The sequence below is a fragment of the Bradyrhizobium sp. SUTN9-2 genome, from assembly GCF_003122645.1.
Taxonomy (GTDB): Bacteria; Pseudomonadota; Alphaproteobacteria; order Rhizobiales; family Xanthobacteraceae; genus Bradyrhizobium; species Bradyrhizobium yuanmingense.
The window spans coordinates 6,416,027-6,438,906 of record NZ_LAXE01000001.1 but is presented as its reverse complement, the minus strand read 5'-3'; the positions used below and the strand labels follow the sequence as shown (position 1 = coordinate 6,438,906).

Sequence of the window (22,880 nt, the reverse complement as noted above, 5' to 3'; positions counted from 1 at the left end):
ACGAATCTTGGCCCGTATTACTCTCCGCCAATTGCTCGATCACGCTGCCAGCCACGGCTACGCCGTGCCGGCGTTCAACATCAACAACATGGAGCAGGGCATCGCGATCATGCAGGCGGCGGCCGCGGTCGATGCGCCGGTCATCATCCAGGCCTCGCGCGGCGCGCGCAGCTATGCCGGCGATCTCATGCTTTCGCACATGATCGACGCGCTGGAGCGGACCTATCCCGACATTCCGCTCTGCATGCACCAGGACCACGGCAATGACGAAGCGACCTGCGCCTCGGCCATCGCCCATGGCTTCACCTCCGTCATGATGGATGGCTCGCTCAAAGCCGACGCCAAGACGGCGGCCGACTATGACTATAACGTCGCGATCACGCGCCGCGTCGTCGATCTCTCTCATTGGGTCGGCGCGTCCGTCGAAGGCGAGCTCGGCGTGCTCGGCTCGCTCGAGCACGGCGGCGGCGAACAGGAGGATGGTCACGGCGTCGAGGGCAAGGTCGGTCACGACCAGCTCTTGACCGATCCGGATCAGGCCGTCGACTTCGTCCGCGCCACCAAGGTCGATGCGCTCGCGATCGCGATGGGCACCTCGCACGGTGCCTACAAGTTCAGCCGCAAGCCGGATGGCGATATCCTGGCGATGCGGGTGGTCGAGGAGATCCACGGCCGGCTGCCGAACACGCATCTGGTCATGCATGGCTCGTCCTCGGTGCCGCAGCCGCTCCAGGACATGTTCAACCAGTTCGGCGGCGAGATGCCGCAGACCTGGGGCGTGCCGGTCGAGGAGATCGTTCGCGGCATCCGAAGCGGCGTGCGCAAGGTCAATATCGACACCGATTGCCGGCTGGCGATGACCGCGGTGTTCCGGAAGGTGGCGGCGGAAGCGCGCTCCGAATTCGATCCGCGCAAGTTCCTGAAGCCGGCGATGGACGCAATGCGCGAATTGTGCCGCGAGCGGTTCGAGCAGTTCGGTACCGCAGGCCACGCCAGCAAGATCAAGGTCATTCCAATGAGCGAGATGGCGCGGCGCTATCGCGCCGGCGAGCTCGATCCGCGCATCGACGCCCGCGAGCCGGTTGCCGCTTAGCCAATCAGAAAGAGCAGAGAAAAGAGCAGGAGAGAGACATGAACGCACATGCAGGCACGGTCCGCGGCAAAGAGCGCTATCGCTCCGGCGTGATGGAATACAAGCGCATGGGCTATTGGGAGCCCGATTACACGCCGAAGGACACCGACGTCATCGCGCTGTTCCGCGTGACGCCGCAGGAGGGCGTCGACCCGATCGAGGCCTCTGCTGCGGTTGCCGGCGAATCCTCGACCGCGACCTGGACGGTGGTGTGGACCGATCGCCTGACGGCGGCCGAGAAGTATCGTGCCAAGTGCTATCGCGTCGATCCCGTTCCGGGCTCACCCGGCTCGTATTTCGCCTACATCGCCTATGATCTCGACCTGTTCGAGCCGGGCTCGATCGCCAACCTCTCGGCCTCGATCATCGGCAACGTGTTCGGCTTCAAGCCGCTGAAGGCGCTGCGCCTCGAGGACATGCGCTTTCCCGTCGCCTATGTGAAGACGTTCCAGGGACCGGCGACCGGCATCGTGGTGGAGCGCGAGCGGCTCGACAAGTTCGGCCGGCCGCTGCTCGGCGCGACGGTGAAGCCGAAGCTCGGTCTGTCCGGCCGCAATTACGGCCGTGTGGTCTATGAGGCGCTGAAGGGCGGGCTCGACTTCACCAAGGACGACGAGAACATCAACTCGCAGCCCTTCATGCATTGGCGTGATCGCTTCCTCTATTGCATGGAGGCGGTGAACCGCGCGCAGGCCGCTTCCGGCGAGGTGAAGGGCACCTACCTGAACGTCACCGCGGCCACCATGGAGGACATGTACGAGCGCGCCGAGTTCGCAAAGGAGCTCGGCTCGGTGATCGTGATGATCGACCTCGTGATCGGCTACACTGCGATCCAGTCCATGGCCAAGTGGGCGCGGCGCAACGACATGATCCTGCATCTGCATCGCGCCGGCCACTCCACCTATACGCGGCAGAAGAGCCATGGCGTGTCGTTCCGCGTCATCGCCAAATGGATGCGGCTTGCCGGCGTCGACCACATCCACGCCGGCACGGTGGTCGGCAAGCTCGAAGGCGATCCCAACACCACACGCGGCTACTACGATGTCTGCCGCGAAGACTTCAACCCGACCAAGCTCGAGCATGGCCTGTTCTTCGACCAGTCCTGGGCGAGCCTCAACAAGATGATGCCGGTGGCCTCCGGCGGCATCCATGCCGGGCAGATGCACCAGCTGCTCGACCTGTTAGGCGAGGACGTCGTGCTGCAGTTCGGCGGCGGCACCATCGGCCATCCCATGGGCATTGCGGCCGGCGCGACCGCCAACCGCGTGGCGCTGGAAGCGATGATCCTCGCCCGCAACGAGGGCCGCGACTATGTGCACGAGGGCCCGGAAATCTTGGCCAAGGCGGCCCAGACCTGCACGCCGCTGAAGGCCGCGCTCGAGGTCTGGAAGGATGTCACTTTCAACTATCAATCCACCGACACGCCGGACTTCGTGCCGACCGCGCTGGAAACCGTCTGAGGAGATTTGAGATGAAGATCACCCAGGGCTGCTTCTCGTACCTGCCGGATCTGACCGACGAGCAGATCACCAGCCAGGTGCAGTATTGCCTCGCCAATGGCTGGGCGGTGAACATCGAGTTCACCGACGATCCGCATCCCCGAAACACCTATTGGGAGATGTGGGGCCTGCCGATGTTCGATCTCCAGGACGCCGCCGGCGTGATGATGGAGCTGGCCGAGTGCCGCAGGGTCTACGGCGACCGCTATATCCGCATCAGCGGCTTCGATGCCAGCCACGGCTGGGAGTCGGTGCGGATCTCCTTCCTCGTCAACCGGCCGAAGCAAGAGACGGAGTTCGAGCTGGTGCGGCAGGAGGTCGGCGGCCGTGCGGTCCGCTACACCACCGTGCGCAAGCCGGTTGCGCACGCGCCAGCTTGAGTCATCCGCTTCCGCGCGGAGCTCTCCCTGCTCCGCATCCTGGCGGACCACTGCTTCGCCGCCTCGCTCGCGGCGAAGCTCTTTTCTTCGAGGGTAGCCATGCTCGATGTCCCCCACGCAACCACGACCGAACACAGCGAGACCCATTTCGATCTCCGCAAGGAGGCTGAAGCCGCCGGAATCACCGAGACGCTTCAACAGCTCGATCAGGAGCTGATCGGACTCAAGCCGGTCAAGAACCGCGTGCGCCAGATCGCCTCGCTGCTGCTGATCGAGCGCATCCGGCAGCGTGCCGGCCTCGCCTCCGCGCCGCCGACGCTGCACATGTCGTTCACCGGCAATCCTGGAACAGGCAAGACCACCGTCGCGCTGCGCATGGCCAGGATCCTGCACGGGCTCGGCTTCGTGCGGCGCGGGCAGGTGATCTCGGTGACGCGCGACGATCTCGTCGGCCAGTATATCGGCCACACCGCGCCGAAGACCAAGGAGATACTGAAAAAGGCGATGGGCGGCGTGCTGTTCATCGACGAGGCCTATTATCTGCATCGTCCCGACAACGAGCGCGACTATGGTCAGGAATCGATCGAGATCCTGCTCCAGGTGATGGAGAACCAGCGCGAGGACCTCGTCGTGATCCTCGCCGGCTATGGCGAGCGGATGACGAAATTCTTCGCCTCCAATCCCGGCTTCCGCTCGCGCATCGCCCACCATATCGAATTCTCTGACTATGCAGAGGCCGAGCTGCTCGTCATAGCCGAGCTGATGCTGAAGGAGCGCGGCTATCGCTTGTCGGCCGCGGCGCGCGAGGCGTTCGAGAAATACATCGCGCTGCGTCGGACCCAGCCGTTCTTCTCCAACGCGCGCTCGATCCGCAACGCCGTCGACCGCATCCGCCTGCGGCAGGCCGATCGGCTGGTGTCCGATCTCAATCGCATGCTCGATGTCGCCGACCTCGAAACCATCGATGCCATGGACGTCTTAGCGAGCCGAGTCTTCAGCGGCGGTGCGGATGCGCGGAGTGCAGTGCCATGACGAAGGAGATCATGATCGCTCCATCGATCCTCGCCGCGGATTTCGCGCGTCTCGGCGAGGAGGTCGCCGCGATCGACGCCGCTGGGGCCGACTGGATCCATTGCGACGTCATGGACGGACACTTCGTGCCGAACATCAGTTTCGGTGCCGACGTCATCAAGGCGGTCCGTCCCTATTCGAAGAAGCCGTTCGACGTGCATTTGATGATCGCGCCGACAGATCCCTATCTCGAGGCGTTCGCAAAGGCCGGAGCGGACATCATCACGGTGCACGCCGAAGCGGGGGCGCATCTCGACCGCTCGCTCCAGGCGATCCGCTCGCTCGGCAGCAAGGCTGGCGTCAGCCTTTGTCCGTCGACCCCGGAAGCGGTGATCGAGTATGTGCTCGATCGTATCGATCTCGTGCTGGTGATGACGGTCAATCCGGGCTTTGGCGGCCAATCCTTCATCGCATCGCAGATCGACAAGATCAGGCGGATCAGGACCATGATCGGCGGGCGGCCGATCCGGCTCGAGGTCGACGGCGGTGTCACGTGCGACAATGCCGCGGCCGTGGCTGCAGCGGGTGCCGACACGCTGGTCGCGGGCTCCGCCGTGTTTCGCGGCAAGAGCGCTGGCGAATATGCCGCCAATATCGCGGCTATTCGCATCGCCGCGGAGACCGGCCGGGTTCCGAAGCTGCAAGATAGTTCCGCGCCCGCGAAGCGGGCCGAAGAAAGTGCGCTCATCCGGTAGATTACGGATCAGCCCACCGCCGTGGCTCCGGTGTGTCAAGGCGCGCCACTTTCTCCGGATCTCTACGGAGCATGCCTTCCAAATCGATCGGCTCATTCAGGCCGGGGTAACCAACGCACCGGAGAAGGACAATCGATTAACGACCGCGCAATGCCAAGCGTCTCAATCTGTGGTTTAGGGACGCGATGAGAGCGCGGATGCGTAACGACGGAAACTGCGGCATGAAGCCCGCACGCGGCGCAAAGTGATGGCATGAGCATGCATCGCCTGTTCGCCGAGCAGCTCCGCTGCGCCACCGATGCCACCGGACAGGTCGATCTCGTCGAGCTGGGCAAGTTCGTCAGCGCGGCTTACGAGGCCGGTGATCGCGAGCGTCAGCGGATGATCGAAGTACGCGCGCAAACGCGCGACGAGGTCGAGCAGGATCTGCTGCGGACCCGCGAGTTCCTCGACACAATCATCGAAAACATTCCGATCGCCGTCTTCGCGAAATGTGCGGAGAGTTCGCGCTACATCCTGCTCAACCGCGCCGGAGAAGACTATTACGGCATGCCGCGCGAACAGATGCTGGGCCGAACGCCCGAGCAGATCTTCCCGGCTGACGTGGCCCGCGTGGTCAACGAGCAGGATAGACGCGTCGCGGCCAGCGGCATGCCGATGGTTCTGGAGGAGCATCTGCTCGAAGTCGGCGTCAAGGGCCGCGACCGGGTCGTCAATTCACGCAAGATGCTGATCACGGATGGCAACGGGGATCCGCAATATCTGGTCGGCGTGATCGAGGATGTCACGGAGCGTGTCACCACCCGGCAGCGGATCAGCCATCTTGCGCATCATGATGCGCTCACGGACCTGCCGAACCGCAGCGCCTTCAACGCCGCGCTCGACGAACGGCTGGAACGGGCGCAGGAGGCGTCGACCAGTTTCGCCGTGCTGAGCCTCGATCTCGACCGCTTCAAGGAGGTCAACGACGTGTTCGGTCACCCCGTCGGCGACATGCTGATGCGGGCGGCCGCCGACCGGCTTGCCGCGGAAGCCGAAGGCGCCTTCGTCGCCCGCATCGGCGGCGACGAGTTCATGATCCTGATGCCCGACAACGCCAGCCGTGAGGACGTTCTGGCGCTGGCCGAACGCCTGGTCGAGACGATCGGCAAGGAGCTCGAGATCGACGACTATCTCTCCCACGTGGGCCTCAGCGTCGGCATCGCGTTCTATCCCGACGATGGCGTGAACGCGGCGACGCTGCTCGCCAATGCCGACTCGGCTCTCTACCGCGCCAAGCGCGAGGGCAGGAGCCGGGTCCGCTGCTTCGAATCCGAGATGGACCAGGAGCTGCGCGACCGCAGGCTGTTGCAGCACGACCTGCGGCAGGCGCTGGAGCAGAACCAGCTCCTCGTCTATTTCCAGCCGCAGGCGCGGGTGGATGGCGAGGTCATCGGCTTCGAGGCGCTGCTGCGATGGAATCACCCGACGCGGGGCTTCGTGCCGCCGGACCAGTTCATTCCGCTCGCCGAGGAGAACGGGCTGATCGTCGAGATCGGTGAATGGGTGCTGCGCGAGGCGTGCCGTGAGGCGGCATCCTGGCCGCGGCCGTTGCAGGTCGCGGTCAATCTGTCGCCGGTCCAGTTTCAGGCGGGCGATCTCGAGCGCTCGATCCACCAGATCCTGTTGGAGACGGGATTGACGCCGACGCGGCTCGAGGTCGAGATCACGGAGGGCGTGCTGATCGGCGATTTCACCCGCGCGCTCAACCTGCTGCGGCGGCTGAAGGCGCTCGGCATCCGCATCGCCATGGATGATTTCGGCACCGGCTATTCCTCGCTGTCGTATCTGCAGTCGTTCCCGTTCGACAAGATCAAGATCGACCGCAGTTTCATCTCCAACCTGGAGGCGACGCCGCAATCGGCCGAGATTGTCCGCGCCGTCCTGAGCCTGGCGCACGCGCTGAAGATCCCGGTCATTGCCGAGGGGGTGGAGACGGAAGCCCAACGTGCCTTCTTGGCCCGCGAGGCCTGCGAGGAGATGCAAGGCTATCTCGTCGGCCGTCCCGACTTGATCGAGCGCTACCTCGACCTGGTGGGCCTCGCCGTGGAGCGCCGCCTCTACGCCTAGCATTGGGCACAGAGTTCCGAGCGGACGTTTGGAACTAAAATCCTTACCGGCACTTCTCGAAAATTAACTTGGTTCAGGCGCGTTGAGCGCGCAGCAAATGTTTTGCATAAACGCCATCGGCCTGACGCAAATCAGGGCAATAAGCCGGTGAACGCGAGGGAGGGTCTCATGGAGAACGTACGTCGCTACCGGGCGCTGGCGTCCCTCTGTCGTCAGCAGGCGGCCTACCGGCCGCTCCAGAACTGGGAACTCCTCGGCCAGGCCGAACATTTCGAACATCTTGCCGAAATCGAGCTCAAGGCGCACTTCGACGCGTGCAATGTGCACCGCGACAAGGACGCCGCCGCGCCCACGACATGGGAAGCTCCCGTCGCGGCGTGACGGCGCCAGGCCGGCGCGTCAATGCGACATCAGCGTCGGGACCGTCATGGCTTCCAGCATGGCGCGGGTGACGCCCCCGAGAAAGCGTTCCTGCAACCGCGAATGGCCGTAGCCGCCCATCACCAGAAGATCGAGACTCTCGTCGGCCGCCAGCGACAGAATGATCGGCTGAATGTCGGCGCGCGTGGCGGTCAGGCTGACGGTGCGGGTGGACAATCCGCGCCGGCCGAGATGTCTGGCCAAGCCGCTCGCTGAAGCTTCGCCGCAGACGTCGTCGGTCTCGTTGACGGTGATGATCACGATCTCTTCGGCGCGCGCCAGGAACGGAGCTGCGTCGCGCATGGCGCGGGCGGCAACGCGACTGCCGTCCCAGCAGATGCCGATCCGCTTCGCCTTGAAGGCTCCCCGGAAGGTGTAGGGCAGGAACAGCACCGGGCCGCCCGCGCGGAACAGGATCTCGCTCGGCATGTCGTTGTCGAACGAGCCTTGCGCCGGATCGGGCTGGAGCAGGACGCTGAGGTCGTGCAGCCGTGCCATCTCGCCGAGCGACCCGGCGGCATCTGCCGGGATCGCGCCGAGTGCGTGGCAGGTATAGGCGATGCCGGCGTTCGCCGCCTCGCTCTTGAATACCGCGAGCGCCGCCTCGGCCCGCTCCACGGCGCGCTCGCGCTCCAGCTCGAAAACGGCCGCCACCGCCGCGCCGCCTTCCATGACGTAAGCCGTACTGGTGGCGACATAGCCGACCGCGACCGCGTCGAGATGCGCGTTGAGCTTCGCCGCGAGCGAGACCGAGCCCTCGATCGCGGGACGCATGGGACGTTCGGTGGGAATGTGGACGAGAATGTCTTTGTACATGGCGCGCCTCCGCTGAGCATCATCCGATGGTCGCAGTTTTTCACTGCGCGAAGGCGGCGCGTTGAGCTGTATCAAACGTCCGGATTGCCTGCTGCGACCGCTCATCCATTCTTTGCCGAGATTTAATCGGACGGACGGGACGCCGTAAGGTGGCAGCGACCATGTTGCGGGCAAGGCGACACCTGCTCAACATGGACATTTCGACATGAACGATCGCGTCAATTCCGACATCACCACGTCTCGCAAGATCTTGCGGCCGCGGCGGCTCGCGCTGCTCGGCACCGTGGCCGCGCTGGGCGTGGCCGCCCTGGCAGTTGCGCCAGGCGCCTCGCCGTACGGCATCAACTCCTTGATTGCGCCGGCTCAGGCGGCCGAAGCCGCCGCGACGCCGCCCGGCTTCGGCGATCTCGTCAGCAGGGTCAAACCCGCTGTGATCTCGGTGCGGGTCAAAATCGATCAGGACAACGACAAGAGCGCGATGCTGCAGCAGAACCGGATGGATTCGGACGAGGACACGCCGTTCGACCAGTTCTCGCGACAGTTCGGTTTCCGCTTTCCGGGCGGCGCGAACGGCATGCCGCGCCAGCGCCACCAGATGATCACGGGCGAAGGCTCCGGCTTTTTCATCTCCGCCGACGGCTATGCCGTGACCAACAATCACGTCGTCGATCGCGCCGAGTCCGTGCAGGTGACGATGGACGACGGCACGACCTACACCGCGAAAGTGGTCGGCACCGATCCGAAGACAGATCTCGCGCTGATCAAGGTCGACGGCAAGAAGGACTTTCCGTTCGTCAAGTTCTCCGACCAGAAGCCGCGCATTGGCGACTGGGTGGTCGCGGTCGGCAATCCCTTCGGTCTTGGCGGCACCGTGACCGCCGGCATCGTCTCGGCCAGCGGCCGCGACATCGGCAACGGTCCCTATGACGACTTCATCCAGATCGACGCGCCGATCAACAAGGGTAATTCCGGCGGCCCGGCCTTCGACATGAACGGCAACGTGATCGGCGTGAACACTGCGATCTTCTCGCCCTCGGGCGGCTCGGTCGGAATCGGCTTCGATATCCCGGCCTCGACCGCCAAGCTCGTCGTCGCGCAATTGAAGGACAAGGGCGCGGTCACCCGGGGCTGGCTCGGCGTGCAGGTGCAGCCGGTGACATCGGATATCGCCGACAGCCTCGGGCTCAAGGAGGCGCGCGGCGCGATCGTCGACAATCCGCAGGATGGCAGCCCGGCGGCGAAGGCCGGCATCCAGGCGGGCGATGTCATCACCGCCGTCAACGGCACCACGATCAAGGACTCCCGCGACCTCGCCCGCACCATCGCCGGCTTGACGCCGGGCACGTCCGTGAAGCTCGATGTCTTCCGCAAGGGCGACAGCAAGACGGTGACGCTGGCGCTCGGCGAGTTGCCGAACGAGCGGCAGGCCAAGGGCAATGGCAGTGGCAATGCCGACGAGGGCAGCGGACAGCCGGGTGCCGGCACGCCGCGCCTCGGCCTCAGCCTGGCGCCCGCCGGTGACGTCCAGGGCGCAGGCCAGAACGGCGTCGTCGTCACCGAGGTTGATCCGCAAGGCCCGGCCGCGCAACGCGGCATCCGGACCGGCGACGTCATCCTCAATGTCGGCGGCAAGGCTGTCAGCAATGTCGGCGAGGTGCGCTCCGAGCTGGCGCAGGCCAAAACCTCGGGCAAGCGCAGCGTGCTGCTTCAGGTCAGAAGCGCGGAGGCCACCCGCTTCGTTGCGGTGCCACTCGCATAACGTCAACTCGACCCTTACCAATCCAGGAAGGCCGCCTTCGGGCCGCCTTTTGCACACACGTCACGTCCGCACCAGGCCGGTCACATTCTCGTTAACGGCAGGGATGATGACCTGGTGCGTCCGAAAAAGCCGTGTTCGCTGATCACACTCGCAGGGCGCCTCGGTGCTCTGCGCCAACGTCGCCGCTGAGAGGGGTTGCAAGCGTGGAACTTCGAGCCTCCCGGCGCTTTGTGGAACTCGCCGGTGGTTCACAAGTGATCGGTGCCGACATGGATCGATTGAAGCTCTCGCTCAGGAGTGCGCTGCTCGTGGCGCCATTGGTGCTCTCGGGGGGAAACGCGCTCGGGCGCGACGACGGCCGCTACGCGAATTCTCCTCTGAAGCCATGGTTCGACAGTTTGCGCAGCCATCTCGGTCCGTGCTGCTCGGACGCGGACGGTTTCGCCCTTGCCGATCTCGACTGGGAGTCGCACAACGGGCGCTACCGTGTCCGCATCGACGGACAGTGGATCGATGTGCCGGATGAGGCCGTCATCACCGAGCCCAACCGGGCCGGCCGCACGATGGTGTGGCCGGTCAAGACTGCGTTCGGGATTTCGATCCGCTGCTTCATGCCGGGGAGCATGATCTGAGGCGGGTCAGCGCGACCGCTTGGATTTGCGCTTCGATGATTTCTTGTTCGACGATTTCTTGGACGACGTCCCGGACGTTTTCTTGGATGCTTTCTTGGACGTCTTCTTGGCGCTCTTGCGCTTCGAAGCCTTCTTCGGGACCTTCTTGCCCTTCTTGCGTGCCTTCGACAGTCCGATCGCGATGGCCTGCTTGCGGTTCTTGACGCGGCCGCCGCGCCCGCCACGGCCGCTCTTCGCGGTGCCCTTCTTGTAACGCCGCATCTCGGTGGCGACATCGCTTCCCGAGCTGCGTGAGTAGCGGCGCTTTTTTGCCTTGCGTGCCATGCATATTCTCCCTCGGCGGGGAGAACCATTCTGCACAGCCATGGTTCCGGGAGCGTGGAACGGCGCATGCCTAAAGCGCGATGCGATGCTCTAGAAGGAGTTTGCCAGCTCGATCTCCGCTTCCAGCACCTGGATGCGCCGGGCGGCCTCGCTGAAGGACAGATCCCGCGCATATTGGCCGGGCTGGTAGGCCTCTTCGCTGAGCCGCTTCAGCTTGAGACCCTGCGCCCGCGTCATCTGCTCGCCCAGGAAAAATCTGGCGTCGTATTTACCTTGAACCTGCATCTGGCGTCTCCGTCCTGAAATCGTGACTTGACTATATGTTCTTATTTTGTTCTAACAAGGCATGGACAACAGAATTAATGAAATTCGACGTAAAATCAGAGTCTTGAGGCTCGAGATGGCCGACGTCGAGGCGTCGGTGCGCGACCTCGTCGAGCGCGATCACGACTGCACGGAAAGAGCCCTGGCGCAGATGGACTTGCGCCGGAAGATCAATCTCTTGATCGCCGAATGGAAGGCTGCCGGCGGCAGCGACGTACTGCCGAACGTCCGCGACCGGGTGCGGCTTCGTGCCGTGAAGACAGGCGGCAACTCCGCGCGCGCAGCCGAGCGCCGCTGAGATCCTTGGCGCCGGATACTGAAGGCCGAGTGCCGAACCAAAGATAGAAGACAAAGGGCTCCGCAATGCGGAGCCCTTCATGATTCCAGGGAGCGCCTATTTGGTGTCGGTCATGCCGCCCTTGTTGGTCATGGTGCCGCCCTGATCAGAGCCGGGACCGGCGCCGCCTTGGCCGGACGGATCAGCGCCCTTGGAGGACTTGGTGTTGGCGCCGGTGGTCTGTGCCGACGACATCGAGGATCCATGCTTAGTCTTGTGCGATTTGGCCTGGGCGGCAAACGGCGCGGCGGCAAGGCCGGTTGCCAATATTACGGCGAGAGCGAGCTTGGTCGTCTTCATGCGGGGAAACTCCCTGAGTTAAATTGACGCAGGCACAAACCGCGCGTCGCGGCAGGGAGTTCCCGGCGAAGTATCTTCCGTGCGTCACCCACGCTTCAAGTTTGCTTGTCCTCGGCCAGGATGAACACGGCGCCGGTGAGCGTCGCGCCGATCGCGAAGGTCGTCACCAAGGTGAGGGCGAAGACCATCGCGGCCTGGCTTCCGCCATTGTTCAGCAGGTTGGCGACGGCTGGATTGGACAGGACGAGCGTGAGGCTGAAAATGAGGCCGAGCGCTGCGCCCATCATTGCATGCGTCATCAGCTTGATAAGGCCGCTGGCAGAGATCAGCTCAGACGACTTCTTGGTGCGCATGGGACGGCATCCCGAACTGCCACGCCAACGCGCATGTGATCGCCGGGTTCCGTTCCGCTGAAGGAATTGTTACCGCCCGTTTCATCCGGCGTTCATGCCGGGCTTGCCAAGATGGGCGCCAGCAAAACGGGAACATCGATATGGGTAAGGTCGTCTTTCTTTACCGCTCGCTGGCCTATCGCAACGCGGCCGCGGACATCCTGCGCAAGGCGCGCAAGCTTCCGCTTGGCGCGGAGCGGAGCGCGGCCCGCCGCTACGCGAGGGCGCTGCGCGATCTCGCCCGAACGGAAGCTTGGCTCGAAGGGCGCGTCGCGCGCGAACCACGCACGGCGCAGCGCATGAGCAGCGCAGCGTCAGGTTAACCGGATGCGCGTTGCAATTCGGCAGCGCCGGCGGTGTCGAACTTGCTTGGTGCAGCCGCCGCGGTCTTGCGTGTCAACGGCACCTCAAGACGGCACAGCAGGCCCTCGGCGCGCCAATCGAACTGCGCCTGTCCGCCAAGCTGGGACTCGATGCTCGCAAGCAGGCTTCGCGTGCCGAAGCCGCGCGATTTCGGGGTCTTGACCAGGGGACCGCCGGATTCCTCCCAGCTCAGCGTGAGCAGCTCCTCGTCGACCTGCCAATCGATCGCGAGCCGCCCCGCTCGCGTGGATAGCGCGCCGTACTTTGCCGAGTTGGTGAAGAGCTCGTGCAGTGCGAGCGCCAGCGTCTGGGCCGTCGCCGGCAGCAACTGAACTTCGGGCCCTGCCAATTTGATCTGGTCGCCCAGCGAGTAGGGCGCAAGCTCCTCGTCGATCAGCCTGGAGAGCTCGGCGCCTTGCCAGCTCGACAGCGACAGGATGGTGTGCACGCGCGCCAGCGCATTGATGCGCCCCTCGACGGCGTTGACATAGGCCTTGACCTCGTCGGCCCGGGTGAGGCGCACGATCGACTGCGCCAGCGCCAGCGCGTTCTTCGCGCGATGATCGACTTCCCGCGCCAGGAGGTTCTGCCGCTCCTCGGCGCGCTTGCGCTCGGTGATGTCGACGGTCACGCCGCTGACGCGCACCACGCGCCCGCTCTCGTCCGTGGTTGCGGCCGCCGTGCCGACGCACCAGCGCACCTCGCCGTCGGGCCGGATGATGCGGAACTCCGTCTCATAGGCGCGTGTGCCCTTGTTGAACTCGGCGATCGCCTTGCGCAACTGGTCGACGTCGTCGGGGTGCAGCAGGGCCTGAACGTTGGCCGGATTGATCTCGAAATTGTCGGGGCTGACGCCGAAGATATTGTATTGCCCCTCGTCCCACATCCAATCGCCGCTGATCCAGTCCCAGTCCCAGGACCCCATCTTGCCTGCCGCGATCGCCATGCTGCGCCGCTGCTCGCTCTCGCGCAGCTTCGCGGTGGAAGCCTCCAGTTCCGCGGTGCGGGCGCGGACGCGATCCTCGAGCTCGTGGTTCAGCCGTTCGAGCTCGCGCGTCTTGCGGTAGAGCTCGGCAAACACCTTGATCTTGGCGCGCAGTACCTCCGGCACGACCGGAACCGGCACGTAATCGACCGCGCCCATCTCGTAGCCGCGCAGCCGGTCGATGTCGCTGACCTGGATCGCCGAGATGAAGATCATGGCGGTCTTCTGAAAGCGCGGATGCTCGCGGATCATCGCGGCGAGCTCGAAGCCGTCGAGCTCGGGCATGCAGACGTCGACCAGGATCACCGCGATCTCGGTCTTGAGCAGCACCTCCAACGCCTCGCGGCCCGAGGAGGCGATGACGAGGTTCTCGCCGAGATCCTTCAGGATCACCTCATAGGCGAGCAGCTTGGCCGGCTGATCGTCGACGAGCAGGATGTTGACCTTTTCCTGATCCATACGCGGGTCCAACTCAGCGATGCAGCCACATGCGGATCGCAAGCAGCAATTGGTCGGTGTTGACCGGTTTGGCGAGGTAGTCGGACGCGCCGGCTTCGAGGCATTTCTCCCGGTCGCCCTTCATCGCCTTCGCGGTCAACGCGATGATCGGCAGACGGGCGAAGGCCGGGTTCTCGCGGATCACGCCGATGGTCTGATAGCCATCCATCTGCGGCATCATGATGTCCATCAGCACGATCGCGATCTCCGGATTGGATTCGACCAGTGTCACCGCCTCGCTGCCGGTCGTGGCCGTCAGCACCTTCATGCCGCGTCGTTCCAGCACGCTCGAGAGCGCGAAGATATTGCGGGCATCGTCGTCGACGAGCAGGGCGGTCTTGCCGATCAGGTCCTCGTCGGAACTGTTCAGCTTCTCCAGCATGCGCTGCTTCTCGATCGGCAGCTCCGTGATCACGCGGTGCAGGAACAACGCGGTCTCGTCGAGCAGGCGCTCGGGCGATTCCACGCCCTTGACCACGATGCTGCGTGCCATGGTGTGAAGCTCGGCATCCTCCTCGGCGGAAAGCTCGCGGCCGGTGAACACCACGACGGGGATGTTCGACAGCGCCTCGTCGTTGCGGATCTGATCGAGCACCTCGAAGCCGCTCATGTCGGGCAGCCTGAGGTCGAGCACCACGCAATCGCAGGGTTGCTCGCGCAACGTCGTGAGCGCACCGGCCCCGGTATCCGTGGCCAGGATCTCGATGTCGTCGTGGTGCAGCAGCTCGCGGATCGAGAGCCGCTCGGCCTCGTTGTCCTCGACGATCAAGAGTCGCTTGCGCCGCGGCCGCGCATATTCCTTGATCTGCGTCAGCGCGGCCGAGACGCCCTCGGTCGTCGTCGGCTTGTTGACGAAGGAGAAGGCGCCGCGCGCCAGCGCATGCTGGCGGTCCTCGTCGAGCGTGATGATCTGAACCGGGATGTGGCGGGTGAGCGGATTGTGCTTGAGCTGGCTCAGCACGGTCCAGCCCAGCATGTCGGGCAGGAACACGTCGAGGGAGACGGCCGTCGGCTGGTATTGCTTGGCGAGCTCGAGGGCCTCGGCGCCGCGCGCGGCGACCAGGACCTTGAAGCCCTTGTCGCGGGCCAGATCGACCAGCACGCGGGCATAATGCGGGTCGTCCTCGACGATCAGGAGAATGGTGTCGCCGGGCTCGAGGTTGAGGCGGTCGTCGGGCAGCTGCTCGATAACGCGCTGCTGGTCAGGCGCGGCAGGCTGCAGCGCCGGCGGCTGGCCGTATTGCTGTGACGCCGGCGCCCGCGGCGCGAGGGTCGGGCCGGAATATTTCAAGGGCAGATAGAGCGTGAAGGTCGAGCCCTTGCCCGGCGCGCTGCGCAGGTGGATCTCGCCGCCGAGCAGGCTGGCAAGCTCGCGGCTGATCGCAAGGCCGAGGCCGGTGCCGCCATATTTGCGGCTGGTGCCGGCATCGGCCTGCTGGAACGCCTCGAAGATCAGCTTCTGCTTCTCCAGGGGAATGCCGATGCCGGTGTCGGACACTTCGAAGGCGATCACGGCCGGCGCCGAGTTCAGCACCGGATGATCCGACCCCCAGCCGCCGATTGCGCCGGCGACTTTCAGGCGCACTTCGCCGTCGGCGGTGAACTTGAAGGCGTTGGAGAGCAGATTCTTCAGAACCTGTTGCAGCCGCTTGGAGTCGGTCACGATGCTGCGCGGCAGGTTCGGATCGACGTCGATCTTGAACGACAGGTTGCGGTTGTCCGCCTCGTGCCGGAACGGCCGGCCGACGGTCTCGAGCAGGTTCGCGGTCAGGATTTCCTCGGCGTCGACCGTCACGGTGCCGGACTCGATCTTGGAGAGATCGAGAATGTCGCTGATGAGGTTGAGCAGGTCGGTGCCGGCACCATGGATGGTGCGGGCGAACTCGACCTGCTTGGCCGAGAGGTTGCCATCGGGATTGTCGCTGAGCTGCTGTCCGAGGATCAGGATCGAGTTCAGCGGCGTACGCAGCTCGTGGCTCATATTGGCGAGGAATTCGGACTTGTACTTCGACGTCAGCGCGAGCTCGGTCGCCTTCTCCTCGAGCGCGCGGCGGGCCTGCTCGATTTCCTGGTTCTTGCGTTCGACCTCGACGTTGCGCTCGGCGAGCTGCTGCGCCTTCTGCTCGAGCTGGTCGTTGGTCTGCTGCAATTCGCGCTGCTGGGTCTGCAGCTCGCCGGCGAGCTGCTGCGACTGCTTGAGCAGGCCTTCGGTCTGCATCGTGGCCTCGATCGAATTGAGCACGATGCCGATGGAGTCGGTGAGCTGCTCCAGGAAAGTCATCTGCGAGGTCGTGAAGGAGACCAGCGAGGCGAGCTCGATCACGGCCTTGACCTGGCCCTCGAACAGCACCGGCAGCACGACGAGGTTCTTCGGGGCGACGCGGAACAGCGCCGAGTTGATCGGCACCACGTCCGAGGGAATGTCGGAGACGACGCGCGGCCGCTTGTCGAAGGCGCATTGGCCGATCAGGCCTTCGCCGAACTGCAGCACCGGCTGATAGGGGTAGACGCCGTCGCTGGCGTAGGAGGCGAGCAGCAGGAGCTGGGGATCGTTCTCGTTCTCGACCTGGTAGATCACGCCCGTATGGGCGTTCACCAGCGGCGACAATTCGGTGAGCAGCAATCGGCCGACCGTGGTGAGATCGCGCTGTCCCTGGAGCATGTTGGTGAACTTGGCGAGGTTGGTCTTGAGCCAGTCCTGCTCGGTATTCACGTCCGTCGTGAGACGGAGGTTGGTGATCATCGTGTTGATGTTGTCCTTCAGCTCCGCCACTTCGCCGCGGGCGTCGACCTGGATTGACCGCGTCAGGTCGCCCTTGGTCACCGCAGTTGCGACTTCCGCGATCGCGCGCACCTGCGAGGTCAGGTTGGCCGCGAGCAGGTTGACGTTGCCGGTGAGATCCTTCCAGGTGCCGGCAGCGCCGGGCACGTTGGCCTGGCCGCCGAGCCGGCCTTCGACGCCGACCTCGCGCGCCACCGACGTCACCTGATCGGCGAAGGTCGCGAGCGTCTCGGTCATGTTGTTGATGGTGTCGGCGAGCGCTGCGACCTCGCCCTTCGATTTCACCGTGAGGTTCTGCTTCAGATCGCCATTGGCGACCGCGGTCACCACCTTGACGATGCCGCGGACCTGCTCGGTCAGGTTCGCCGCCATGAAGTTGACGGTGTCGGTGAGATCCTTCCACGTGCCGGCGACGCCGGGCACTTGCGCCTGGCCGCCCAGCTTTCCTTCCGTGCCCACCTCGCGCGCGACGCGCGTCACTTCGCCGGCGAAGGCGTTGAGCTGGTCCACCATGGTGTTGATGGTGTTCTTCAGCTCCAGGATTTCGCCCTTCACGTCGACGGTGATCTTGCGCGAGAGGTCGCCGCGCGCGACCGCCGTGGTGACTTCGGCGATGTTGCGGACCTGGGTGGTGAGGTTCGCAGCCAACAGGTTGACGTTGTCGGTGAGATCCTTCCAGGTGCCGCCGACGCCGGGCACGACGGCCTGACCGCCGAGCCGGCCCTCGGTGCCGACCTCGCGCGCCACGCGCGTGACTTCGGCGGCGAAGGAGCGGAGCTGCTCGACCATGGTGTTCAGCGTGTCCTTCAGGAGAAGGATCTCGCCGCGTACGTCCACCGTGATCTTCTTCGACAGGTCGCCGCCGGCGATGGCGGTTGCGACCTCGGCGATGTTGCGGACCTGCGCCGTCAGGTTGGAGGCCATGAAGTTGACGTTGTCGGTGAGGTCCTTCCAGGTGCCGGCGACGCCGGGCACCTCGGCCTGGCCGCCGAGCTTGCCTTCGGTGCCGACCTCGCGCGCCACGCGCGTGACTTCGCCGGCGAAGCCGTTGAGCTGGTCCACCATGGTGTTGATGGTGTTCTTCAGCTCGAGGATTTCGCCCTTCACGTCGACGGTGATCTTGCGCGAGAGGTCGCCGCGCGCGACCGCGGTCGTCACCTCGGCGATGTTGCGGACCTGGGCGGTGAGGTTACCCGCCATCGAGTTGACGCTGTCGGTGAGATCCTTCCAGGTGCCGGCGACGCCGGGCACGTTGGCCTGACCGCCGAGGCGGCCTTCGGTGCCGACCTCGCGCGCCACGCGCGTCACCTCGCCCGCGAAGCGGTTGAGCTGGTCGACCATGGTGTTCAGCGTGTCCTTGAGCTGAAGGATCTCGCCGCGCACGTCCACGGTGATCTTGCGCGACAGGTCGCCGCCGGCGATGGCGGTGGCAACTTCCGCGATGTTGCGGACCTGCGCGGTGAGGTTACCCGCCATCGAGTTCACGGAGTCGGTCAGGTCCTTCCAGGTGCCGGCGACGCCGGGCACGTCGGCCTGGCCGCCGAGCTTGCCGTCGGTGCCGACCTCGCGCGCCACGCGCGTGACTTCGCCGGCGAAGGCGTTGAGCTGGTCGACCATGGTGTTGAGCGTTTCCTTCAGCTGAAGGATTTCGCCCGAGACGTTCACCGTGATCTTCTTGGACAAGTCGCCCTTCGCCACCGCGGTTGCGACCTCGGCGATGTTGCGTACCTGGCCCGTGAGGTTCGAGGCCATCGAGTTGACGCTGTCGGTGAGGTCCTTCCACGTGCCGCCGACGCCGCGCACCACCGCCTGACCGCCGAGCTTGCCTTCGGTGCCGACCTCGCGCGCCACGCGCGTGACTTCGCCGGCGAAGGCGTTGAGCTGGTCCACCATCGTGTTGATGGTGTCCTTCAGCTCGAGGATCTCGCCGCGCACGTCCACGGTGATCTTCTTCGAGAGATCGCCGCCGGCGACCGCGGTGGTCACCTCGGCGATGTTGCGGACCTGCGCGGTCAGGTTCGAGGCCATCGAGTTGACGCTCTCGGTGAGGTCCTTCCAGGTGCCGGCGACGCCGAGCACGTTGGCCTGGCCGCCGAGCCGGCCCTCGGTGCCGACCTCGCGGGCGACGCGCGTGACTTCGCCGGCGAAGGCGTTGAGCTGGTCGACCATGGTGTTGAGCGTTTCCTTCAGCTGAAGGATCTCGCCCGAGACGTTCACCGTGATCTTCTTCGACAAGTCGCCGCTCGCGATGGCGGTCGCGACGTCGGCGATGTTGCGGACCTGCGCGGTCAGGTTGGAGGCCATGAAGTTGACGTTGTCGGTGAGGTCCTTCCAGGTGCCGGCCACGCCGGGCACCTGGGCCTGACCGCCGAGCTTGCCCTCGGTGCCCACCTCGCGCGCGACGCGCGTGACCTCCGAGGCGAACGAGTTGAGCTGGTCCACCATGGTGTTGATGGTGTCCTTCAGCTCCAGGATCTCGCCGCGCACGTCCACGGTGATCTTGCGCGAGAGGTCGCCGCGCGCCACGGCGGTGGTGACGTTGGCGATGTTGCGGACCTGTGCGGTCAGGTTGCCGCACATCGCGTTGACGGAGTCGGTCAGGTCCTTCCAGGTGCCGGCGACGCCGGGCACGATGGCCTGGCCGCCGAGCTTGCCGTCAGTGCCGACCTCGCGCGCCACGCGCGTCACTTCGGAGGCGAAGGAGCGCAGCTGGTCCACCATCGTATTGATGGCTTCCTTGAGCTGGAGGATCTCGCCGCGGACGTCGACCGTGATCTTCTTGGAGAGGTCGCCGTTGGCGACCGCGATCGTCACCTCGGCGATGTTGCGAACCTGGTTGGTCAGGTTGTTCGCCATCGAGTTGACGCTCTCGGTGAGGTCCTTCCAGACGCCGGTCACCTCCGGCACCTGGGCCTGGCCGCCGAGCTTGCCTTCGGTGCCGACCTCGCGCGCCACGCGCGTCACCTCCGAGGTGAACACGCCGAGCTGCTTGATCATGGTGTTGACGATCGTCGCCGACTGCAAGAACTCGCCGCGGAGCGGACGGCCGTCGACGTCGAGCTTGACGGTCTGCAGCAGGTCGCCTTGGGCGACAGCGGCAACCGCGCGCGTCACCTCGCGGGTCGGCCACAACAAGTCGTCGATCAGCGTGTTGACGGAGCCTTCCATGTCGGCCCAGGAGCCGGAGGCGAGGCCGAACTTCACGCGCTGGCGGGTCTTGCCTTCGCGTCCCACCACCTGGCCCACCAGCTCGAGCTGCTGTGCCATGCGCTGGTTCGCGGCGATAATTTCGTTAAAAGTGTCGGCGATCTTGCCGTCGATACCGAGATAGTCGCCGCTCATGCGCACCGAAAAGTCACCGCTGCGCATCGCTTGGAGGGCGAGCAGCAGTTCCGCTCGGGAATCCGGCTCGGACGTACCGTTGATTTTTGGCTTTGGGACGCGACGACCGGAGCGTGATGCAGTTCCGGAATCGAGGTCGCTCATACTGTTTCCCCCGCAGGCGTCGGCCGAATCTGAGGCAAGACGCGTTCGACGAAATAAGAGCGTCAGCCAAATTCGAAATCAAGCGCCAACGTACGGCGCCAGGAATTGGAACCCGCTTTGCTCAGCCCAACCACGCTAACGGCGGTCCGGCCGGTTTGGTTCCATGGCCTCAGAAGGAAAAAGGCCCGCAAGTGCGGGTTGTCCACGCGTCCGTCGTCCGCAGTCCTCCTTCGGAACGGAGCGCCGAGCCTGACGGTTAGCCAGCGCAGACAGGAGAACGGACATGAAAGCAGCAATTGTCGCCATCGCCATCACGGTCCTTGCCACGGGATCGGCTCTGGCGCAGGGCGGTGCGCCAAGTGGGCGCGGCTCCGTGACCGGCGACCCCGCCGCAAGCTCCGCCAACCCGCAGGCGGACACGCCGACCACCGGAGCGGCTACCCGCTCGAATCCAAGCGGAAGCGGCACGTCCTCGTCGGGCGGCAAGGACGACAACGGCGATGCGGGTCGCGACAAGATGCCGGAGAGCGACCGCACCGTGCGGCCGCAGAGCCAGCAACGACCGAGCGACAGGTAGAGGCTATTTGTCTGCCATGGTGCGCTCGGCGTCCCTGACCTGGGCGCGCAGCAGCGGCAGCTGTTCGCGCGCGAACGCTGCGAGTGCTGCATTGTCGGGCGCCGTCAGATAGCGTTCGAGCAGGCCGATGATCGACTCATACTCGGGAATCTGCGCGGCATAGAAGCTTCTGACATAGGCCGGACCATCCGACATTTCGGGCTCGACGAGGCTCGCGCTCGAGGATGTTGCCCTGCCGACATGCAGTTCCGCGCCGATCGCCTCCTGGACCTCTTTCAGTCGCTTGTCGCGCTTAGCCGCTTCCTCGGCGCGCAGGGCGGCGAGGTTCTTGACCTCGGCGTTGCCCTTGAGGTCGGTGTTCTCGAGCAGCCCCTGTTGAAACCGGCTGAAATTGTAGGCGCCGCTGATCACCTCGATCGCGGAGGGCGCCCGTGCGCCGGGCTTTCGTTCGCCAAGGCTGTCGGCAAGCGCCGAGGTGCTGATCAATGCCAGAATGATTGCGGCGACAACTCGCATCGATCTTCAATGACGAACCGCGTGCGAAAGTTCCCCGACCATTACGATCCGGTAAGCGGGTTGCGGCGCAAGAGTTCCGTCCCCACGTCCTCTATATGAAACAGTCTGACGTCTTCAGAGACAACGCTGACAATTGTCTTCAGCTTGCCGAGCGCGCTGACGGACAGCCCGCCCATAAGCGCTATTCGCGCATGGCCGACGCCTGGACGGCACTCGCCAACGAGCAGGATTGGCTCGACGGCGAAATTTCGCCCGTTCCCGTCCATGCAGCTCCAAAGCGGAACGGGTGAACTCGTCTTCAAGAATCTGCATGTGAGACCGCTCACGGAAGGCGCACAACTGATTTGGGATGATCCGGGAACGTCGATCGCGGAGATTCCAATTGCAGAAGGAGGTTTGGCGATGGCTCCGCGTCTGGCTCTTCTCTCCCTCATTCTCGCCTTTGGCGTCTCCGTCGCGTTCGCGACGGTGACCACGGTGCGACAGGTGCATCTCGAGAGCGCATCTCCCGTCCACGCCGTGCGCAGCTGATTGCCGCAGCGGAACATTTGACGCCGCTATGCGTAAGCGCTCCGACACATCAGCAGAAGCGAGAGCGCATCATGGCCCATTCCGACCAAGGCATCGTCAAGGACAAGCGTGGGGAGGTGCAGCCCCGCGACAAGGAACGTGCGCAATCCGTGCACAAGGCGGATCCGAAAGGCTCCCCCTCGCGTGAAGCGACGCGCGATCCCAAGCTGAACGACAACATCAAGACGCCGGGTTCCGGCGCCATGCCGGACGGCTCGAGCGACGCCACGGGCTAGCTCTCACCAGGAACGAATTTCCGCGGGAAGTGTCGACGGATTGCTTCCGGCAGTCATGCCCCCGGTGCGCCGGAAGCAATCTCCAAGGACGGCCCTGGCACCCACCGTGCCGGGGTCGTTTGCTTTTCGAGGGGCTTTCCGTGCGTCATTCGGCGCCGCTCTCCGGATCCCCCTGAGTATGTCCTTCAGGCCCGCGGCCGAATACGCCAAAGCTGCTCGACTTCACGCCGGCAGCGGCATCGACGCCCACAGCGGCCAGTCCGAACTTCAGGAGTTCGCGGACTGCTGCCGCCCGCGTCGGCATGCGGTGCTTGAACCGGAAATCGTCAATGGCGGCCAACTCTTCCGGCGAGAGCATGACCTGAAGGCGCTCGGCGCGAAGGTCGTTCATGGCGATCACGCAAATTGAGTAGGTTGAGTAGCTTACTCAACGAAACAACTTGATGAGAGTTCCGCGAAAGCCGACGAAGTCTGCAAGTGAATAGGAAATCCAATAAAATCAATAATTTATTGAAACGCATGCCGCCGTAAGGCATTGTTCCCGTAAGGGAGAGAGACCATGACCGACGAAGTCAGTCAGGTTACCTCGCAAGCTTTCCGCAGAACCCGCAGCGCCCGAGCCGGTGCGGCCAAGCCAGCAGAAGATCATTGATGAGGTCGAGCGCTGGGCCAACGAG

Annotated in this window: 24 protein-coding genes; 15 read left to right on the top strand and 9 right to left on the bottom strand. The window is 64.6% G+C overall.

All coding sequences use genetic code 11. The annotated features are described in order from the left end of the window. Positions 1-7 precede the first annotated feature (7 nt). The 7 genes from fba (at position 8) to XF30_RS29795 (ending at position 7,267) form a co-directional block, all read left to right on the top strand. Positions 8-1,093 (top strand): class II fructose-bisphosphate aldolase, encoded by a 1,086-nt coding sequence (gene fba, locus XF30_RS29825; RefSeq protein WP_109144646.1) that lies wholly within the window; start codon positions 8-10, stop codon positions 1,091-1,093. A 38-nt stretch (positions 1,094-1,131) separates the two neighbouring features. Continuing rightward, positions 1,132-2,592 carry a form I ribulose bisphosphate carboxylase large subunit gene (locus XF30_RS29820; RefSeq protein ID WP_036003865.1) on the top strand — a complete coding sequence of 487 codons (1,461 nt, stop codon included), beginning with the start codon at positions 1,132-1,134 and terminating at the stop codon, positions 2,590-2,592. A gap of 11 nt (positions 2,593-2,603) precedes the next feature. Further along, the gene (locus XF30_RS29815; RefSeq protein WP_036003868.1) at positions 2,604-3,011 is read left to right on the top strand and encodes a ribulose bisphosphate carboxylase small subunit; all 408 of its coding nucleotides are present in this window, start codon (positions 2,604-2,606) and stop codon (positions 3,009-3,011) included. Between the two features lie 99 nt (positions 3,012-3,110). Then, positions 3,111-4,043, top strand: a complete 933-nt coding sequence (gene cbbX, locus XF30_RS29810) for a CbbX protein (protein ID WP_109144645.1) — start codon at positions 3,111-3,113, stop codon at positions 4,041-4,043. Continuing rightward, the gene (rpe, locus tag XF30_RS29805) at positions 4,040-4,777 is read left to right on the top strand and encodes a ribulose-phosphate 3-epimerase (RefSeq protein WP_109144644.1); all 738 of its coding nucleotides are present in this window, start codon (positions 4,040-4,042) and stop codon (positions 4,775-4,777) included. Before cbbX ends, rpe begins: the two co-directional genes overlap by 4 nt. 252 nt (positions 4,778-5,029) lie before the next feature. Next, positions 5,030-6,886, top strand: a complete 1,857-nt coding sequence (locus XF30_RS29800) for a putative bifunctional diguanylate cyclase/phosphodiesterase (protein WP_109144643.1) — start codon at positions 5,030-5,032, stop codon at positions 6,884-6,886. 168 nt (positions 6,887-7,054) lie between these two features. Further along, the gene (locus XF30_RS29795) at positions 7,055-7,267 is read left to right on the top strand and encodes a hypothetical protein (protein ID WP_036003891.1); all 213 of its coding nucleotides are present in this window, start codon (positions 7,055-7,057) and stop codon (positions 7,265-7,267) included. Positions 7,268-7,285: 18 nt separating this feature from the next. Here XF30_RS29795 and XF30_RS29790 read toward each other — a convergent pair whose 3' ends face one another. Continuing rightward, complete coding sequence (locus XF30_RS29790) at positions 7,286-8,122, bottom strand: universal stress protein (RefSeq protein WP_036003894.1); 837 nt, start codon at positions 8,120-8,122, stop codon at positions 7,286-7,288. A gap of 205 nt (positions 8,123-8,327) precedes the next feature. On the opposite strand from XF30_RS29790, the gene XF30_RS29785 reads away from it, so the two are divergent. Both XF30_RS29785 and XF30_RS29780 read left to right on the top strand, forming a co-directional pair. Then, positions 8,328-9,881 (top strand): Do family serine endopeptidase, encoded by a 1,554-nt coding sequence (locus XF30_RS29785; RefSeq protein WP_109144642.1) that lies wholly within the window; start codon positions 8,328-8,330, stop codon positions 9,879-9,881. Between the two features lie 269 nt (positions 9,882-10,150). Then, positions 10,151-10,513 carry a hypothetical protein gene (locus XF30_RS29780; protein WP_036003965.1) on the top strand — a complete coding sequence of 121 codons (363 nt, stop codon included), beginning with the start codon at positions 10,151-10,153 and terminating at the stop codon, positions 10,511-10,513. A 6-nt stretch (positions 10,514-10,519) separates the two neighbouring features. Here XF30_RS29780 and XF30_RS29775 read toward each other — a convergent pair whose 3' ends face one another. Together XF30_RS29775 and XF30_RS29770 are read right to left on the bottom strand one after the other, a co-directional pair. Further along, the gene (locus XF30_RS29775) at positions 10,520-10,837 is read right to left on the bottom strand and encodes a DUF6496 domain-containing protein (protein WP_036003905.1); all 318 of its coding nucleotides are present in this window, start codon (positions 10,835-10,837) and stop codon (positions 10,520-10,522) included. Positions 10,838-10,927: 90 nt separating this feature from the next. Further along, the gene (locus tag XF30_RS29770; RefSeq protein ID WP_057026883.1) at positions 10,928-11,122 is read right to left on the bottom strand and encodes a DUF3072 domain-containing protein; all 195 of its coding nucleotides are present in this window, start codon (positions 11,120-11,122) and stop codon (positions 10,928-10,930) included. A gap of 115 nt (positions 11,123-11,237) precedes the next feature. Here XF30_RS29770 and XF30_RS29765 point away from each other — a divergent pair, with 115 nt between their 5' ends. Next, entirely contained in the window at positions 11,238-11,459 is a 222-nt protein-coding gene (locus tag XF30_RS29765) for a hypothetical protein (protein ID WP_036003912.1), read from the top strand. 96 nt (positions 11,460-11,555) lie between these two features. Here XF30_RS29765 and XF30_RS29760 read toward each other — a convergent pair whose 3' ends face one another. Together XF30_RS29760 and XF30_RS29755 are read right to left on the bottom strand one after the other, a co-directional pair. Continuing rightward, positions 11,556-11,798 (bottom strand): hypothetical protein, encoded by a 243-nt coding sequence (locus XF30_RS29760; protein WP_036003915.1) that lies wholly within the window; start codon positions 11,796-11,798, stop codon positions 11,556-11,558. 95 nt (positions 11,799-11,893) lie between these two features. Next, complete coding sequence (locus tag XF30_RS29755) at positions 11,894-12,151, bottom strand: hypothetical protein (RefSeq protein ID WP_036029986.1); 258 nt, start codon at positions 12,149-12,151, stop codon at positions 11,894-11,896. A gap of 140 nt (positions 12,152-12,291) precedes the next feature. Here XF30_RS29755 and XF30_RS29750 point away from each other — a divergent pair, with 140 nt between their 5' ends. After that, the gene (locus XF30_RS29750; protein ID WP_036029983.1) at positions 12,292-12,513 is read left to right on the top strand and encodes a hypothetical protein; all 222 of its coding nucleotides are present in this window, start codon (positions 12,292-12,294) and stop codon (positions 12,511-12,513) included. Here the strand turns inward: XF30_RS29750 and XF30_RS29745 are convergent. Beyond that, positions 12,510-13,997, bottom strand: coding sequence for an HWE histidine kinase domain-containing protein (locus tag XF30_RS29745; RefSeq protein WP_036003924.1), 1,488 nt, complete (start codon positions 13,995-13,997; stop codon positions 12,510-12,512). The two genes, XF30_RS29750 and XF30_RS29745, sit on opposite strands and share 4 nt — an antisense overlap. Positions 13,998-14,010: 13 nt before the next feature. Continuing rightward, positions 14,011-20,304, bottom strand: coding sequence for a HAMP domain-containing protein (locus XF30_RS29740; RefSeq protein WP_057026878.1), 6,294 nt, complete (start codon positions 20,302-20,304; stop codon positions 14,011-14,013). Between the two features lie 283 nt (positions 20,305-20,587). Between XF30_RS29740 and XF30_RS29735 the strand changes: the two genes are divergently transcribed. Further along, positions 20,588-20,881: a hypothetical protein gene (locus tag XF30_RS29735; protein ID WP_109144641.1), complete on the top strand. Its 294-nt coding sequence runs from the start codon at positions 20,588-20,590 to the stop codon at positions 20,879-20,881. Positions 20,882-20,884: 3 nt separating this feature from the next. Here the strand turns inward: XF30_RS29735 and XF30_RS29730 are convergent, their stop codons facing one another. Next, positions 20,885-21,397 (bottom strand): DUF4142 domain-containing protein, encoded by a 513-nt coding sequence (locus tag XF30_RS29730; RefSeq protein WP_109144640.1) that lies wholly within the window; start codon positions 21,395-21,397, stop codon positions 20,885-20,887. 95 nt (positions 21,398-21,492) lie between these two features. On the opposite strand from XF30_RS29730, the gene XF30_RS39570 reads away from it, so the two are divergent. From XF30_RS39570 to XF30_RS29715, 3 genes are all read left to right on the top strand, one after another. Continuing rightward, positions 21,493-21,687: a hypothetical protein gene (locus tag XF30_RS39570; protein ID WP_074447527.1), complete on the top strand. Its 195-nt coding sequence runs from the start codon at positions 21,493-21,495 to the stop codon at positions 21,685-21,687. A 112-nt stretch (positions 21,688-21,799) separates the two neighbouring features. After that, on the top strand, positions 21,800-21,928 hold the full coding sequence (locus XF30_RS39865) for a hypothetical protein (protein WP_260346296.1): 129 nt from the start codon (positions 21,800-21,802) through the stop codon (positions 21,926-21,928). Positions 21,929-21,999: 71 nt separating this feature from the next. Next, complete coding sequence (locus XF30_RS29715; RefSeq protein WP_036003938.1) at positions 22,000-22,203, top strand: hypothetical protein; 204 nt, start codon at positions 22,000-22,002, stop codon at positions 22,201-22,203. A 145-nt stretch (positions 22,204-22,348) separates the two neighbouring features. Here the strand turns inward: XF30_RS29715 and XF30_RS29710 are convergent, their stop codons facing one another. Further along, on the bottom strand, positions 22,349-22,594 hold the full coding sequence (locus tag XF30_RS29710) for a hypothetical protein (protein ID WP_036003940.1): 246 nt from the start codon (positions 22,592-22,594) through the stop codon (positions 22,349-22,351). Between the last annotated feature and the right edge of the window lie 286 nt (positions 22,595-22,880).

Bases quoted from the DNA above. Each gene is read 5' to 3' on its own strand.
- XF30_RS29820 (WP_036003865.1), top strand. From the start codon at position 1,132: ATGAACGCACATGCAGGCACGGTCCGCGGCAAAGAGCGCTATCGCTCC.
- XF30_RS29815 (WP_036003868.1), top strand. From the start codon at position 2,604: ATGAAGATCACCCAGGGCTGCTTCTCGTACCTGCCGGATCTGACCGAC.
- cbbX (WP_109144645.1), top strand. From the start codon at position 3,111: ATGCTCGATGTCCCCCACGCAACCACGACCGAACACAGCGAGACCCAT.
- rpe (WP_109144644.1), top strand. From the start codon at position 4,040: ATGACGAAGGAGATCATGATCGCTCCATCGATCCTCGCCGCGGATTTC.
- XF30_RS29800 (WP_109144643.1), top strand. From the start codon at position 5,030: ATGAGCATGCATCGCCTGTTCGCCGAGCAGCTCCGCTGCGCCACCGAT.
- XF30_RS29795 (WP_036003891.1), top strand. From the start codon at position 7,055: ATGGAGAACGTACGTCGCTACCGGGCGCTGGCGTCCCTCTGTCGTCAG.
- XF30_RS29790 (WP_036003894.1), bottom strand. From the start codon at position 8,122: ATGTACAAAGACATTCTCGTCCACATTCCCACCGAACGTCCCATGCGT.
- XF30_RS29785 (WP_109144642.1), top strand. From the start codon at position 8,328: ATGAACGATCGCGTCAATTCCGACATCACCACGTCTCGCAAGATCTTG.
- XF30_RS29780 (WP_036003965.1), top strand. From the start codon at position 10,151: ATGGATCGATTGAAGCTCTCGCTCAGGAGTGCGCTGCTCGTGGCGCCA.
- XF30_RS29775 (WP_036003905.1), bottom strand. From the start codon at position 10,837: ATGGCACGCAAGGCAAAAAAGCGCCGCTACTCACGCAGCTCGGGAAGC.
- XF30_RS29770 (WP_057026883.1), bottom strand. From the start codon at position 11,122: ATGCAGGTTCAAGGTAAATACGACGCCAGATTTTTCCTGGGCGAGCAG.
- XF30_RS29765 (WP_036003912.1), top strand. From the start codon at position 11,238: ATGGCCGACGTCGAGGCGTCGGTGCGCGACCTCGTCGAGCGCGATCAC.
- XF30_RS29760 (WP_036003915.1), bottom strand. From the start codon at position 11,798: ATGAAGACGACCAAGCTCGCTCTCGCCGTAATATTGGCAACCGGCCTT.
- XF30_RS29755 (WP_036029986.1), bottom strand. From the start codon at position 12,151: ATGCGCACCAAGAAGTCGTCTGAGCTGATCTCTGCCAGCGGCCTTATC.
- XF30_RS29750 (WP_036029983.1), top strand. From the start codon at position 12,292: ATGGGTAAGGTCGTCTTTCTTTACCGCTCGCTGGCCTATCGCAACGCG.
- XF30_RS29745 (WP_036003924.1), bottom strand. From the start codon at position 13,997: ATGGATCAGGAAAAGGTCAACATCCTGCTCGTCGACGATCAGCCGGCC.
- XF30_RS29740 (WP_057026878.1), bottom strand. From the start codon at position 20,304: ATGAGCGACCTCGATTCCGGAACTGCATCACGCTCCGGTCGTCGCGTC.
- XF30_RS29735 (WP_109144641.1), top strand. From the start codon at position 20,588: ATGAAAGCAGCAATTGTCGCCATCGCCATCACGGTCCTTGCCACGGGA.
- XF30_RS29730 (WP_109144640.1), bottom strand. From the start codon at position 21,397: ATGCGAGTTGTCGCCGCAATCATTCTGGCATTGATCAGCACCTCGGCG.
- XF30_RS39570 (WP_074447527.1), top strand. From the start codon at position 21,493: ATGAAACAGTCTGACGTCTTCAGAGACAACGCTGACAATTGTCTTCAG.
- XF30_RS39865 (WP_260346296.1), top strand. From the start codon at position 21,800: ATGGCTCCGCGTCTGGCTCTTCTCTCCCTCATTCTCGCCTTTGGCGTC.
- XF30_RS29715 (WP_036003938.1), top strand. From the start codon at position 22,000: ATGGCCCATTCCGACCAAGGCATCGTCAAGGACAAGCGTGGGGAGGTG.
- XF30_RS29710 (WP_036003940.1), bottom strand. From the start codon at position 22,594: ATGAACGACCTTCGCGCCGAGCGCCTTCAGGTCATGCTCTCGCCGGAA.